The following is a 13437-nucleotide window of genomic DNA, read 5'->3' on the forward strand; positions in this document are numbered from 1 at the left end:
CCCGGACGGGCTCCCACGAGGTGGGCGGGGCCCCGGCCGGGTGCGGCCGGACGCCGGTTCGCCTTCGGCGGGCCCGTCCGGTTAGGTTTTCGGACATGACCGATGCTGTTGCCACCACCCGTACCACCACCGGCGCCGTCGCCGCCGGTCTCGCCACGATCGCCGGGGACGGCACCGTCCTCGACACCTGGTTCCCCGCCCCCGAGCTGGTCGCCGAGCCCGGCCAGGCCGGCACCGAGCGGCTCTCCGCCGAGCGCGCCGCCGAGCTGCTGGGCGAGGGCGCCCTCAAGGCCCTCGGCCCGGACCCGCGCCGGGGCGTCGAGGTCGTCGCCGTCCGCACGGTCATCGCCTCGCTCGACGACAAGCCGGGCGACGCGCACGACGCCTACCTGCGCCTGCACCTGCTCTCGCACCGCCTGGTCAAGCCGCACGGCCAGAACCTGGACGGCATCTTCGGCCTGCTCGCCAACGTCGCCTGGACCTCGCTCGGCCCCGTCGCCGTCGACCAGGTCGAGACCGCGCGCCTCAATGCCCGGGCCGAGGGCCTGCACCTGCAGGTGACCAGCATCGACAAGTTCCCGCGCATGACCGACTACGTCGCCCCGTCCGGCGTCCGCATCGCCGACGCCGACCGCGTCCGCCTCGGCGCGCACCTCGGCTCCGGCACCACCGTCATGCACGAGGGCTTCGTCAACTTCAACGCCGGCACGCTCGGCACGTCCATGGTCGAGGGCCGCATCAGCGCGGGCGTCGTCGTCGGCGACGGCACCGACATCGGCGGCGGCGCCTCCACGATGGGCACCCTCTCCGGCGGCGGCAAGCAGATCATCTCCATCGGCGAGCGCTGCCTGCTGGGTGCGGAGGCCGGTATCGGCATCGCGCTCGGTGACGAGTGCGTCGTCGAGGCGGGTCTGTACGTCACCGCCGGTACGCGTGTGACGCTGCCGGACGGTGAGGTCGTCAAGGCGCTGACCCTGTCGGGGTCCAGCAACATCCTCTTCCGCCGGAACTCCACGACCGGTGCGGTGGAGGCCCGGCCGTACAAGAGCAGCTGGGGCGGGCTGAACGAGGTGCTGCACAGCCACAACTGATGTGGGTGGGGCGGGATTTTTTCTCCCCGGTCCCGCCCCTTCCCGAAACCGGGGCTCCGCCCCGGACCCCGGTCCTCAAACGCCGGACGGGCTGGATATTGCGCTCTCGTACGCCTCCAGCAGGGCCTTCGTCCGGTCCTGGGTCGCCGCGCGCAAGGGAGCGCGGACCGGGCCGGACGGGAGGTTCAGGGCGTTCAGGAGGGCCTTGGCCGTGACCGTGCCGGGCAGGCCGGCGGACATCATCAGTTCGACCAGCGGCAGCGTCCGCTGGTGGTGGCGCGTCGCCTCGGCGTTCGCGCCGCGGTCGTAGGCGTCCAGGGCGGCGGCGATCGCCGGGCCCGCGACGTTGGCCACCGTGCTGACGTAGCCGACGGCGCCCACCGCCCGTAGCGGGAGGTTCAGCTCCTCGCAGCCGGAGTAGTAGGCCAGGCCGGTCGCCGCGATCACCTTCGCGCTGCCGAGCAGGTCGTACGCGCAGTCCTTGACGCCGGCGATGCGCGGGTGCTCGGCCAGAGCCAGCATGGTGTCCGGCTCGATGCGGGTGCCGGTGCGGCCGGGGATGTCGTAGAGCATCACGGGGACGCCGATCGCGTCGGCCACCGTGCGGAAGTGGGCGGCGACGTCCTCCTGCGGCGGCCTGCTGTAGTACGGGGTGACGACCAGCACCCCCTGTGCCCCGGCCCGTTCCGCGGCCCGGGCCAGCTCCACGGTGTGCCGGGTGTCCGCCGAGCCGACGCCGGCCGTGATCCGGGCGCGGTCGCCGACCGCCTCGGCGACGGCCTCGATCAGCGCGCTCTTCTCCGCGTCGCTCGTGGTCGGCGACTCGCCGGTGGTGCCGTTGAGGACGAGCCCGTCGCAGCCGCCCTCGCCCACGAGGCGGTCGGCGAGGCGCTGCGCGCCGTCGAGGTCGAGGGCCCCGTCCGGGGTGAACGGGGTGACCATCGCGCAGACGGTACGGCCGAAGGGGCTGGTGGGCGGCATGGCGTCACTCTCCGGGTTGCAGTCGGTGCCTTCCCGGATTCTGGGCCCCTTCGACCGTACAGGTCTATTTAAATGTTCTGCCTGGTTCCGCTAAGTGCTGCTACGGCTTCCAGCGGAGCACCTGCGGGTCGTGGTCGCTCGCCTGGTCGGCGAACTCCGCGTTGACGTGGACGATGTCGTAGTCGACCCGCCCGAGGTGGCGGCTGGTCAGGATGTGGTCCAGGACCTGCGAGTTGCCCTGGTAGACGTAGCCGTAGCGCTCCTTCTTCGGGAGCCGGTCCACCTGGTCGGTCAGGACGCCGCCGGCGGTGAGCGCCTTGAGGGCGGGGGAGAACTGGTAGTCGTTCAGATCGCCGGCGACGATCACGTTCGCGCGCTTGTCGGCGGCCAGCAGCTGCTTGACGAAGGCGTTGACGGACTGCGCCTGCTGGAGGCGCTGGGTCTCCGAGGTGCGGGCGGGCGGCTGGAAGCGGCTGTCGACGCCCTGGTCGCCGCCCTTGGAGTTGAAGTGGTTGACGACGACGAAGACGTCCCGGCCCCGGAAGGAGAACTGGCCCGCCAGCGGCTTGCGGCTGTTCGTCCACGCGGGGTTCGCCGGGTCGATGCGGCCCGGGGAGGCGGACAGAGCGGCCTTGCCGCCCTCGCGGGAGACCTTCACCGGCGTGGTGGCATCGCCCCCCGGAACGTCCTTGAACGAGACGCGGGCGGGGTTGAAGAGGAAGACGGTGCGGATGTTGCCGCCCGGCTGGCCGCCGTCCTTGCCGTCGACCGGGTTGATCTGGCGCCACGCGTAGGCCGGCCCGCCCGCCGCCACGATGGCGTCGGTGAGCTTCTTCAGCGTCTGCCCGGCGTCCACGACGCCGTCGTTCGTCGTGCCGTTGTCGTCCTGCACCTCTTCCAGGGCGACGACGTCGGGCGAGGCGAGGTTGGTCACCAGCGCGGCCGCCAGGCGGTCGAACTTCGCCTGCGGCGTCTTGGGGGAGAGGTTCTCGACGTTGTACGTGGCGACCGCCAGCTCGTCGCTCTTCTGCTTGCGCGTGGTCTCGCGCTGCAGCTTGCGGTCCTTGAGCGTGCCCAGCTCGGTGGCCTGGAGGGTGTAGCCGCCGAAGTTGTCGTAGTCCAGCGGGCCCGCGGTGGTGCCGGTCAGCTCGTCGCCGACGTTCGCGACGGGGAAGGGGTGCTGCGCGTAGGGCAGCAGCGAGACGACCTTGACCCGGCCGGCGTTGGGGTCGGCGTAGGAGCCGTAGACGGTGCCGCCGCGCTGGGTGCGGTTGTGGCGGGGGTCGGTGGTGACCCACAGGTCCTTGTGCTCGCTGGTGGCGCCGACGACGGGGGCGTCGCGGACCTCCACCCGCATGCCCTCCAGGGACTCGTAGCGGTCCAGGGCGTAGCGGCCCGGCTTGAGCGGGAGCTTCTCGATGGAGCCGCCGTGCGCGTCGGGCGCGTACGCGGCCGGGACGGTCGACGGGCGGAGCCGGACGGCGGCGGGGAGCGCGTTGCCGGAGGACTTGACGGTGACGGTGGGCTTGGTGAGCTGGGTGACCGACTGCAGGCCGGCCGGCTCGCCGCCCGGGTAGTACTCGGTGACGGTGGCGGAGACGCGCACGTCGTCGCCGACGGCGACGGCCGGGGCGTCCTTGCCGGTGAAGACGAACACGGCCTCGCTGGTGGCGTCGTCCTTGTCGGGGGCGGTGTCCTGGATCCAGAAGCCGCGCGCCGAGCCGAAGTTCTTGACGGCCGTGACGATGCCGGGAACGTCCGTCACCTGCCGGCCCGCGAACGGGGAGATGCGGGTGGTGCCCTGGATGTCGTGGACGCGGACGCCGGCCCCGTCGGTCGCGCTCGCGGACTGGGCGGGGACGAGCAGCCCGGCCGCGAGCGCGCCGGCTATGAGGGTGCCGACGGTCGCGGTGCGGTGACGCGAGGGGCGGCAGGTGGGCAGCACAAAGGCCTCCGGGTGGAGTGAGGGGGGTCGATCGAGGGTTGATCACGTGGTGCCGGGTGATTACACGCCGTCACGAATGCGGCACGCAATCTACGCGCGTCAATTTCGTGTGCTGATGGGGTTGTTGTCAAGGGTTGTGCGGTGTGGGGTTGGTCTTGCCGTTGCTTCGGCCGCTCGAGGACAGGGGTCCGGGGCGGAGCCCCGGTCGCGGGAAGGGGCGGGTTGGGGGAAGAACCGCGCTGCCTACGGCCTAGGCTTGCTCCTCTGCGCGCCCTGAACCAACGGCGCGGCCGTCACCCCGAGGAGATGACCCCCCTGATGTCCGGAGATCGCCCCACCATGCCGCCGGTGCGGCTCCCCTCCGACGCCGAGCTCGCACGCGACGCGCTCAGCGCGCCGCTGTTCGCCCGCGCCGCGAAGCTCGCCCGCTGGGCCGGCGAGGGCACCCCGGTCGGCGCGGGCGGCGAGCTCCTCGCCGGACAACTGCGCGACGCCACCGAGCTCCTGGGCCTCACGGACGACGAGGACGGCGCCGCCTACGCCGCCGAGGCCTGGCAGCTCGCGCTGGACACGGGCCTGGTGGAGTTCACGGAGGACCCGGACGCGGAGGCCGTGGACGCCGACGCCGACGAGCCGTCGGGCACCGCCGTCGCCGGCGAGGAGCTCGCCACGCTCACCTCCGGCAGCCCGCAGGACGTCCTCGAGCTGTGGCTCGGCGGCCTGGAGACCGTCCTGGCCGACGCCGCCGCGCCCGACCTCGGCGACCTCGTCGAGCAGCTCACCGACTCGGGGACCGGCGACATCGACCTCGACGCCCTCGACTGGAACCCCGAGGAGGAGGCCGACTTCCTCGACGGCATCCTCGGCAACCTCTACCTGCTCACCGCCCTCGACGAGGGCTCCGCCGAGCGGCCCGTGCCGCTGCCGGCGCTCGCCGCGTCCATGATCGTGCCGGACGACATGGACGAGCCCACGGACGACGTCCTCGAAGAGGTCTCCGACGCGATGATGCGCCTGGACGACCAGTTCCGCATCCTCGCCCCGACCGGGATCGTGCAGTACCGGCCCGTCGACGAGTCCCTGATCGAGGTCGTCGACGGCGAGGGCCACATCCGCGAGTCCGTCGACGGCGTGACCTCCGAGCTCCCCGAGGAGGAGGACGTCAGCCGCTACGGCATGGTCGCCCTCACCCCGCTCGGCGTCTTCGCGGTACGGGCGCGGATGCTCGAGGCCGGCATCGACGCCCCCGCCGTCGGCGACCTCGCCGAGTCCGGCGCCGACGACCTGCTGGCCGCCCTGCCCGGGCACCCCGGCCCCGCCGTGCGCGCCGAGGCCGAGCTGTGGCTCGCCCGGCGCACGCCGCTGGACGCCGCCCGCGAGCTGCTGGCCGCCGCGCGCGGCGCCGACGAGGAGGCGCCCGGCCGCCGCCTGGTCTGCCAGCAGACGCTCTCCCTCGTCGGCGCCGAGGCCGAGCCCGCGCTGCGCGAGGTCCTCGACGACCCCCAGCTCGGCGGCCTCGCCCGCGTCTGGCTCGCCGACCACGGCGTCACGGACGTCCCCGAGCCCGGGGAGGACATGGTCTTCTGGCTGACCATCGACACCATCGCCGCGCAGCTGGCCGCCGAGGGCGACTCGGAGGAGCTGCGGGGGCTGGTGGAGGGCCTGGTCGGCCGGCACAGCGGCTTCTTCGACGCCGCGTGGAAGGTGGACCACCCGGCGACGGCGGACGTCCTGGAGGCCATGGGCCACCTGCACCCCGACAAGAAGATCGCCAAGGAGGCCCGCAAGGCCGCCTTCAAGGCCCGCTCCCGCGCGTAGCCCTTCTCCGGGGGCGCCCCCCAGTACCGGGCGCCCCCACCACCGTGCCGGGCGTGTGCCGCCTTCGTTTCGTCGCGGGGGTGTCGGTGGGTGTTCATCCGCCATTCGGTGGGGAACGGGAACGTAAGCGCCGTCCGGCTCCGCCTCGCGGGGTCCGGGCGTCGAGCCGTCGTTCCCGGGCCCTGGAGACGTAGATGACCCTCAGCCGAAGAGACTTCGCCACGCGCACCGCGTTCACCGGCGCCGGGGTGGCGCTGGCCGGCAGCGTCGGCGTGCTCGCCAGCGCACCCGGCGCGCTCGCCGCGGGAGGCGCCGGAGGCGCCGAAGATGTTGTGAGTGACGCGGAGGGCGTCGCTGGCGTCTTTGCCGCGCCCATCGGGTACGGGCCGCTGCTTCCCGACCCCGCCGGCATCCTCGCGCTGCCCGCCGGATTCTCCTACCGCGTGCTCACCCGCACCGGCGTCACCAAGCTGGAGTCGGGCGAGTACACGCCGTCCAACCACGACGGCACCGCCGCGTTCGAGGGACGCCGCGGAACGACGCTGCTGGTCAACAACCACGAGCTCAAGGGGCCCCGGTCCGCCTGGAAGCACCCCGTGCCGCTCGCCGACGGGCTCGTCTACGACCCCGCCGCCTCCGGCGGCTGCACGGTCGTGGAGGTCGCGGGGCGCGGCGAGCACGTGGCGGAGTGGGTCGGCATCGCCGGTACGTCCACGAACTGCGCCGGCGGCAGCACCCCTTGGGGCACGTGGCTGACCTGCGAGGAGACCGAGGACAAGGCCGGCCAGAACGGCATGACCAAGGACCACGGCTACGTCTTCGAGGTCGACCCGCACGACCGGCGCGCGGGCCGCGACCCCCGGCCCGTCAAGGCGTTCGGGCGGTACGCCCATGAGGCCGTCGTCGTCGATCCCGGCCGTGGGCACGTCTATCTGACCGAGGACGCCTCCGGGCCCAACGGGCTGTTCTACCGCTGGACGCCGCCGGCCGGCTTCCGGCACGGGCGCGGCAAGCTGCGCACGCTGTCCGCCGGTGCGGGTGTGCTCCAGGCGTTCAAGTGCTACGACTCGGGCGGCCGGTTCGTCGACGACCTCGCCCGCGCGACGCGCACCGGCACCGTCTACGGCGTGGACTGGGTCGACGTCCCCGACCGCGACGCGCGGTCCGTGCCGGTGCGCAAGCAGTTCAAGGACGGTCAGGTCACCCGGGCCCGCAAGCTCGAGGGCATGTGGTGGGGCGACGGGGGCGCGTATGTCGTCGCCTCCTTCGCCCGGGAGGAGAGCCCGGCCCAGCACGACGGGCAGGTGTGGTTCTACAACCCGCGCCGTCGCACCCTCACCCTGAAGGTGCTGCTCGGCGTCAACAAGGAGCCGGGGCGCGACGGGGCCTTCGACGGGCCCGACAACATCACCGTCTCGCCCTACGGGGGCCTGGTCATAGCCGAGGACGGCGAGGGCGTCCAGCACCTGTTCGGCGCCGCCGAGGACGGGCGCACGTACCCGATCGCGCGCAACGAGCTCAACATCGGCAGCCCCGGCAAGCCGGAGTACAGCGAGTTCACGGGGGTGACCTTCTCGCCGGACGGGCGGACGCTGTTCGCCAACATCCAGGAGCCGGGGATCATGCTCGCGATCACCGGGCCTTGGCGGCGGCAGGGGCGTCGGGGGAATCCTGGGGCCTAGGCTCGCTGCTGCTGCCGCCGCGTCGTGGTGCGGGGCCGGGCGGGACGACGGGCCCTTCTGGGGGCTGGATTATTTACGGCCGGGAACCCCCTGCGGTGTCGTCACCCGGCACCGCGGCCGCGAATAACCCTTACGCCCCCTGCCAGGGCCCGTCGTCCCGCCCCGGCCCCTTCTGCCGGTGGTCCCCCTACGGGCCGGTCTCTACAGCGCCTGTGCCGCCGGCTTCACCAAGTCCCTTACCGTCTTCGCCTTCACGTAGTCGCCCAGCGCCGTCATCTCCCACTCGCCCGAGAACTGGCGGATGAACTTGCACATGAGAACGCCCGTCTTCGGCTCGGACCCGGTCAGGTCGAAGCGGACGAGCTCCTCGCCGGTCTGGGCGTCGACGAGGCGGCAGTAGGCCTTGGCGACCTCCGTGAACTTCTGGCCGTTGAAGGAGCTGACCGTGAAGACCAGGCCCGTCACCTCGGGCGGCAGGCCGCCCATGTGCACGGTGATGCTCTCGTCGTCGCCCGAGCCGTCGCCGGTGAGATTGTCGCCGGAGTGCTGGATGGTGCCGCCCAGGATCTGTAGGCGGCCGAAGTAGCAGGCGTCGATCATGTTGCGGTCGGGGCCGTACGCGATGACCGAGGCGTCCAGGTCGATGGCACGGCTGTTCCAGGCGGGCTCCCAGCCCAGGCCCATCTTCACCGAGCGCGTCAGCGGCTGGCCGCCCTTGACCAGGGACACCGTCTCGTTCTTGCGGAGGCTGACCTTGCCCTTGTCCAGGTTGATCTTGCCCGGAGCCGGGGGAGCCGCCGTCGGCATCGGCGGGGCCGTCACGGGAGCCGCCGCCGGGGGCGGCTCCTCCACGGAGACGCCGAAGTCCGTGGCGATGCCCGCCAGGCCGTTGGCGTAGCCCTGGCCGACCGCGCGGACCTTCCAGGCGCCGTTGCGGCGGTAGACCTCCACGACCACCAGTGCCGTCTCCGTGTCCAGCCGGGGCGGGGTGAAGGTGGCGATCACGGAGCCGTCGTCGGCGTTGCGGACGGTCGCGGTCGGCTCGGTGCCGGCGAAGGTCGCGCCCGTGGCGTCGGGGCTCGCGGTGACCACGATCTTCTCGATGCCGGCGGGCACGGCCGCGGTGTCGACGGTGATCCCGTCGGGCGTGGCGCCGGACGCGGCGCGGTGGGTCACGCCCGGGCCTGTGGGCTGGTTGTAGAAGACGAAGTCGTCGTCGGAGCGCACCTTGCCGTCGGCGGTGAGCAGCAGGCCCGAGACGTCGAGCCGCACCGGAGCGGTGACGTCCACCGTCACACGGGCGACGGCGAGAGGGATGTTCGAGCCGGGTGTCATAGCGGTCATGCCCCGGGTAACGAGCGACGTCGCTTTACGGTTCCATGACCCGGGAGTCGGGAATTTTCGAACGGTGCTCATGGCAGGGCGCCGGCACAATGCCTTCGCCGACCCCGGCGTCGGCCTCGCCTTCGGCTACAGCCGGCGCCGGTACGCCTTCCCGGGCGGGGCGGCCCCCGAGGCGGGCTTCCTGGCGAAGGCCGTGCGCGACCGCGTCGCCGGCTAGCGGGGCGAGACGAAACCGCTCTCGTAGGCGGCGATGACCGCCTGGGTGCGGTCGCGCACCCCCAGCTTGGCGAGCACCCCCGCCACGTGCGTCTTGACCGTGGCGGGGCCCACCGTCATCCGCTCGGCGATCTCGGCGTTCGACAGCCCGGCCGTCATCAGGCGCAGGACCTCCGCCTCCCGCTCCGAGAGCCGCTGCCGCAGCCGTGCGGCCTCGTCGTCGCGGGCGGCGCCGCGGCCGTGGGCGGCGGCCAGGGCGCGCAGGGCGGAGGGGAAGAGCAGCGAGTCGCTGGTGGCCACCAGCCGGATGGCCTGGACGAGTTCGTCGGCGCCCGCGCGCTTGAGCAGGAAGCCGCAGGCGCCGGCGCGCAGCGCGTCGTAGACGTAGCTGTCGTTCTCGAAGGTGGTCACCACGATGACGCGCGGCGGGTCCGGCATGCCCGCCATGATCCGCTCGGTGGCGCGGATGCCGTCGACCTCGGGCATCCGGACGTCCATCAGCACGACGTCGGGGCGCAGGGCGCGCACGAGCGACACCGCCTCGGCGCCGGTGGTCGCCTCGCCGACGACCTCCAGGCCGGGCTCGGCGCCCACGATGGCGCGCAGGGCCGTACGGACCAGGTGCTCGTCGTCGGCGAGGACGACGCGTATCGGGGTGGCGCTCATCGGGCGTCACCGCGCAACGGCAGCCGGACCGACAGCCGCCAGACGCCGTCGTGCTCGCCCGCGGTGCTGCTGCCGCGCAGCAGCCGGGCCCGCTCGGCGATGCCGGGCAGGCCACGGCCGCCGCCGGTGCGGCGGGGGGTGGAACCGGGCCGGACGGGGTTCTCCAAGGCGACCTCCAAGTCGTCGTCGTGCAGGGCGATCCGCAGCCGTACGGGCGCCCCGCCCGCGTGCCGCAGGGCGTTGCTCAGCCCTTCCTGCACGATCCGGTACGCCTCGCGGGAGACGACCGGCGGTATCTTCTCCAGGCCGTCGGGCGCGGCGCACTCGACGGTGCCGCCCGCCGCGCGGGTGCGCTGCAGGAGGCCCTCCAGGCCGGTGAGGGTGGGCGTGGGCGCGGCGGAGGCGGGGCCGTCCTCGCGCAGCAGGCCCAGGACGGTGTCGAGTTCGCCGACCGCCTCGCGCGTCGTCTCCTCGATCGCGGCCAGGGCCTGCCGTACGAACTCGGGGTCGCGATCGAGGACCCTGCGCGCGGCGCTCGCCTGCAGCGTCACGGCGCTCAGGGCGTGCCCGACGGAGTCGTGCAGCTCGCGGGCCAGGCGGTTGCGCAGGGCCAGCCGCATGGCGTGCCGCTCGGCCTCCGCGAGGCGGTCGGCCGCCGTCGGGCCCAGCAGGACGGGGGCCCAGCGCGCCAGCAGGGAGCCCGCGGCCCAGGACGTGCCGACGACCAGGGCGAGCATCGCGATCCCGATCAGTGGCATCAGCACCGGCCAGAGGCCGCCGAGCCGGTAGGTGTCCTCCAGCCCGTCCGGAACGCCGGTCAACGGCGCGGCGATCAGCACCGCGGCGAACGGCGGCACGGCCAGCGACATCCCGCTCATGATGCCGCCGGCCAGCAGATGCAGCGTGTACCAGGCGGCCGTGTTCCTGCGCTCCGCCCACGACCGGCTGGGGCCCGCCGCGAGTTCCGCCTTCGGCACCCCGCACAGCGCCCGTACCGCCCCGGCCTCCAGCGGCCGTGCGAGGGGGTACAGCGCCGTGACGGCGGCCGGGACCAGCGCCATCCCGAGGACGGCGAACTGCCACCACGGGGAGGTGGGGAAGAAGACGTTCGCGCTGGGCACGAACACCGACAGCACCGTGTTGGCGAGCAGGTAGTACGGCATCAACAGCGCGCCGCCCAGCAGCAGGTGCACCCAGCGCAGCCGGGCGCGGCGCCCCAGCGCCGCGCCCGCCACCCGCCGCGCGGCGGCCCTCACGAGGCGGGGCCCGCGGCCGCCCGCCGGGCGAAGTAGCGGGCGCCGGCCGCGAGTACGAGCAGTCCGACGATCATCTGCACAGCGTAGGTGATCATCATCAGGGGCGTCGCGGCCCGGTCGCCCGCGTTCCCGCCGATCAGCGCCGCCGCCAGCATCCAGCCGCCCCAGCAGCCGACGGCCGCCGAGCCCGTCCCCGCGAGGAGCAACGGCACCCGCAGCGGCAGGACGCGGCCCCCGCGGCGCAGCAGCAGCACCAGGCCGACGACGGCCACCGCCCCGTACAGCACGTACGCCGCGTCCTGCAGGGCGTTGTCCGCGTCGTACTCCCTGACCAGCGCTTGCGACAGGCCGGACCGCGCGCCGGCCGCCCACATCAGGTGCACGCCCGCCTGTGCGAGGGCGAGCACGGCGGCGGCCGTCGCGGCGAGCCGCTGTCCCCGGCCCCGCAGTGCGGCGGACTTCCCGCCGGTGTGCCCCTGCCACAGGTGGGACCACCGCCTGCGGGCGTACAGCACGAACAGCGTGCCCAGGGCCAGGCCCTGGACGATGAACCCGCCGTAGACCACGGAGAAGACCCACTCGTCCAGGAACGGCCGCCCGGCCGAGGGCGCTTCGGCGCTCGTGACCCCCAGCACCCGCAGGGCGACCTGCGCGGGGAAGCCGACCATGATGGGCGTCAGCAGCCCGGTCGCACCCCACATCGGCAGGGCCAGGAGCCAGGACGGCACGCGTCTGCCCCAGGGCCGGGTCAGCAGCAGGGCGAGAACGATCACGCACGCGTCCATGAGCACCGTGACCGCGTTGGCCGCCCGCAGCGTCGTGCCGTTGTCCAGCAGCACGCTGCCCTCGGGGATGCCGATCCGGCTCCCGGCGATCCAGGCCACCTTGAGGGAGAGGTAGGGGGCGCAGGCGACGACGGCCGTCGCCCGCAGGACACGGCGGGCCGTGGCGTGGTCGTCCCACCCGCGTCCCGTGGCGCCCTGCGACGCGGCGACGGTGGGGGTCGGAAGGGTCGTGATCAGCGGTGTGCGGCTCATGCCACCAGGCTTCCGTGCGGCGGCGCCGTGCGCCTCGGCCCCTGCGGCGGACCTTCTCCTCCGCACGGCGGAACCGCCTCTCCTCCTCACGGCCCGGATCCGCCGGCCGCTCTCCGCCCCGAGGCCGGCGGGTGCCGTGACGGGGCGGGGCGGCGGGCTCGTACAGTGCGTTCATGGTCTCCCAGGACAAGGTCTCCAAGGACGCGGGCGCCGCGGCGCCGGAGCAGCCGGTGCTGCACATCAAGGGGCGGATATTGGTCGGCCCGGACCCTCTGAGCGGGGTGCGCGACGAGCTGTGGGTGGTCGGCGGGCGGATCACCTTCGACCGGCCGGCCGGGGCGCGGGACGTCACCACCGTCGAGGGCTGGGTGCTGCCCGGCCTGGTGGACGCGCACTGCCACGTCGGCCTCGACGCGCACGGCGCGGTCGACGAACAGACCACGGAGAAGCAGGCGTTGACCGAGCGGCACGCGGGCGCACTGCTGCTGCGCGACGCCGGATCGCCCTCCGACACCCACTGGATCGACGACCGCGAGGACCTGCCGCGCATCATCCGCGCGGGCCGGCACATCGCCCGCACGCGCCGCTACATCCGCAATTACGCGCATGAGATCGAGCCCGAGGACCTGGTGGCGTACGTCGCCCGCGAGGCGCGGCGGGGCGACGGCTGGGTCAAGCTCGTCGGCGACTGGATCGACCGGGAGACGGGCGACCTGGGGGCCTGCTGGCCGCGCGGCGAGGTCGAGGCCGCCATCGCCGAGGCCCACCGGCTGGGCGCCCGCGTCACCGCGCACTGCTTCGCCGAGGAGACCCTCGCCCCGCTGGTGGAGGCCGGCATCGACTGCATCGAGCACGCCACCGGGCTGACCGAGGAGACGATTCCGCTCTTCGCCGAGCGGGGCGTGGCCATCGTGCCGACCCTCGTCAACATCGCCACCTTCCCCCGGCTCGCCGACGCCGGCCAGGGCAAGTTCCCGCGCTGGGCGGACCACATGCGCCGCCTGCACGAGCGCCGCTACCGGACCGTGGGCGCCGCCTACGACGCCGGGATCCCCGTCTACGTCGGCACGGACGCGGGCGGTTCGCTGCCGCACGGGCTGGTCGCCCAGGAGGTCGCGGAGCTGGTCAAGGCGGGCATCCCGGCGTCGGCCGCGCTCGCGGCGACCGCCTGGGGCGCACGGGAATGGCTCGGCCGCCCGGGGCTGGAGGAGGGCGCTCCGGCCGACTTCGTGGTCTACGACGCCGATCCGCGCGCGGACGTACGGGTGCTGGGCGCCCCGCGCCGGATCGTGCTGCGGGGGCGCGTGGTGGCCTGAACGGTCCGGCCCCGTGGCTGGAGTGGTTGCCCGTTGCATCTGTGCCGCATGAATCGAATGCGAAGGCGAAACACATCCTTTGGAG

Annotated in this window: 10 protein-coding genes and 1 pseudogene; 5 read left to right on the forward strand and 6 right to left on the reverse strand. The window is 73.6% G+C overall.

The window, feature by feature from the left end; genetic code table 11:
* Positions 1 to 95: 95 nt before the first annotated feature.
* Positions 96 to 1091, forward strand: a complete 996-nt coding sequence (gene dapD, locus AB0G59_RS26230; protein ID WP_360916292.1) for a 2,3,4,5-tetrahydropyridine-2,6-dicarboxylate N-succinyltransferase — start codon at positions 96 to 98, stop codon at positions 1089 to 1091.
* A 75-nt stretch (positions 1092 to 1166) separates the two neighbouring features.
* On the opposite strand, the gene dapA is transcribed toward dapD, so the two are convergent.
* The gene (gene dapA / locus AB0G59_RS26235; protein ID WP_360916295.1) at positions 1167 to 2072 is read right to left on the reverse strand and encodes a 4-hydroxy-tetrahydrodipicolinate synthase; all 906 of its coding nucleotides are present in this window, start codon (positions 2070 to 2072) and stop codon (positions 1167 to 1169) included.
* A gap of 100 nt (positions 2073 to 2172) precedes the next feature.
* Positions 2173 to 4014: an endonuclease/exonuclease/phosphatase family protein gene (locus tag AB0G59_RS26240; protein WP_360916404.1), complete on the reverse strand. Its 1842-nt coding sequence runs from the start codon at positions 4012 to 4014 to the stop codon at positions 2173 to 2175.
* Positions 4015 to 4335: 321 nt separating this feature from the next.
* Here AB0G59_RS26240 and AB0G59_RS26245 point away from each other — a divergent pair, with 321 nt between their 5' ends.
* Together AB0G59_RS26245 and AB0G59_RS26250 are read left to right on the forward strand one after the other, a co-directional pair.
* The gene (locus AB0G59_RS26245; RefSeq protein ID WP_360916298.1) at positions 4336 to 5835 is read left to right on the forward strand and encodes a hypothetical protein; all 1500 of its coding nucleotides are present in this window, start codon (positions 4336 to 4338) and stop codon (positions 5833 to 5835) included.
* A 194-nt stretch (positions 5836 to 6029) separates the two neighbouring features.
* Positions 6030 to 7517 carry an alkaline phosphatase PhoX gene (locus AB0G59_RS26250; protein ID WP_360916301.1) on the forward strand — a complete coding sequence of 496 codons (1488 nt, stop codon included), beginning with the start codon at positions 6030 to 6032 and terminating at the stop codon, positions 7515 to 7517.
* Positions 7518 to 7718: 201 nt separating this feature from the next.
* Here the strand turns inward: AB0G59_RS26250 and AB0G59_RS26255 are convergent, their stop codons facing one another.
* Positions 7719 to 8852 carry a TerD family protein gene (locus AB0G59_RS26255; protein ID WP_360916407.1) on the reverse strand — a complete coding sequence of 378 codons (1134 nt, stop codon included), beginning with the start codon at positions 8850 to 8852 and terminating at the stop codon, positions 7719 to 7721.
* Positions 8853 to 8952: 100 nt separating this feature from the next.
* Between AB0G59_RS26255 and AB0G59_RS26260 the strand changes: the two are divergent.
* Positions 8953 to 9078, forward strand: a pseudogene (locus AB0G59_RS26260) (EstA family serine hydrolase); the annotation flags it as partial.
* On the opposite strand, the gene AB0G59_RS26265 reads toward AB0G59_RS26260, so the two are convergent.
* The 3 genes from AB0G59_RS26265 to AB0G59_RS26275 are packed head-to-tail and all read right to left on the reverse strand — an operon-like array spanning position 9075 to position 12036.
* A complete protein-coding gene (locus AB0G59_RS26265; RefSeq protein ID WP_360916304.1) occupies positions 9075 to 9743 on the reverse strand; it encodes a response regulator transcription factor in 669 nt (222 codons plus the stop codon). The pseudogene AB0G59_RS26260 and the gene AB0G59_RS26265 overlap by 4 nt on opposite strands.
* Entirely contained in the window at positions 9740 to 10999 is a 1260-nt protein-coding gene (locus tag AB0G59_RS26270) for a histidine kinase (protein WP_360916307.1), read from the reverse strand. The genes AB0G59_RS26265 and AB0G59_RS26270 overlap by 4 nt, the downstream gene beginning before the upstream one ends.
* Entirely contained in the window at positions 10996 to 12036 is a 1041-nt protein-coding gene (locus AB0G59_RS26275; RefSeq protein ID WP_360916310.1) for a hypothetical protein, read from the reverse strand. The genes AB0G59_RS26270 and AB0G59_RS26275 overlap by 4 nt, the downstream gene beginning before the upstream one ends.
* 173 nt (positions 12037 to 12209) lie before the next feature.
* Between AB0G59_RS26275 and AB0G59_RS26280 the strand changes: the two genes are divergently transcribed.
* Positions 12210 to 13352 carry an amidohydrolase family protein gene (locus tag AB0G59_RS26280; protein ID WP_360916313.1) on the forward strand — a complete coding sequence of 381 codons (1143 nt, stop codon included), beginning with the start codon at positions 12210 to 12212 and terminating at the stop codon, positions 13350 to 13352.
* Positions 13353 to 13437 lie beyond the last annotated feature (85 nt).

Source organism: Streptomyces sp. NPDC021096 (assembly GCF_040641275.1).
GTDB lineage: Bacteria > Actinomycetota > Actinomycetes > Streptomycetales > Streptomycetaceae > Streptomyces.

Excerpts from the sequence above, each read along its gene's own strand:
- dapD (WP_360916292.1), top strand. The coding sequence starts at position 96 with ATGACCGATGCTGTTGCCACCACCCGTACCACCACCGGCGCCGTCGCC.
- dapA (WP_360916295.1), bottom strand. The coding sequence starts at position 2,072 with ATGCCGCCCACCAGCCCCTTCGGCCGTACCGTCTGCGCGATGGTCACC.
- AB0G59_RS26245 (WP_360916298.1), top strand. The coding sequence starts at position 4,336 with ATGTCCGGAGATCGCCCCACCATGCCGCCGGTGCGGCTCCCCTCCGAC.
- AB0G59_RS26250 (WP_360916301.1), top strand. The coding sequence starts at position 6,030 with ATGACCCTCAGCCGAAGAGACTTCGCCACGCGCACCGCGTTCACCGGC.
- AB0G59_RS26255 (WP_360916407.1), bottom strand. The coding sequence starts at position 8,852 with ATGACACCCGGCTCGAACATCCCTCTCGCCGTCGCCCGTGTGACGGTG.
- AB0G59_RS26265 (WP_360916304.1), bottom strand. The coding sequence starts at position 9,743 with ATGAGCGCCACCCCGATACGCGTCGTCCTCGCCGACGACGAGCACCTG.
- AB0G59_RS26275 (WP_360916310.1), bottom strand. The coding sequence starts at position 12,036 with ATGAGCCGCACACCGCTGATCACGACCCTTCCGACCCCCACCGTCGCC.
- AB0G59_RS26280 (WP_360916313.1), top strand. The coding sequence starts at position 12,210 with ATGGTCTCCCAGGACAAGGTCTCCAAGGACGCGGGCGCCGCGGCGCCG.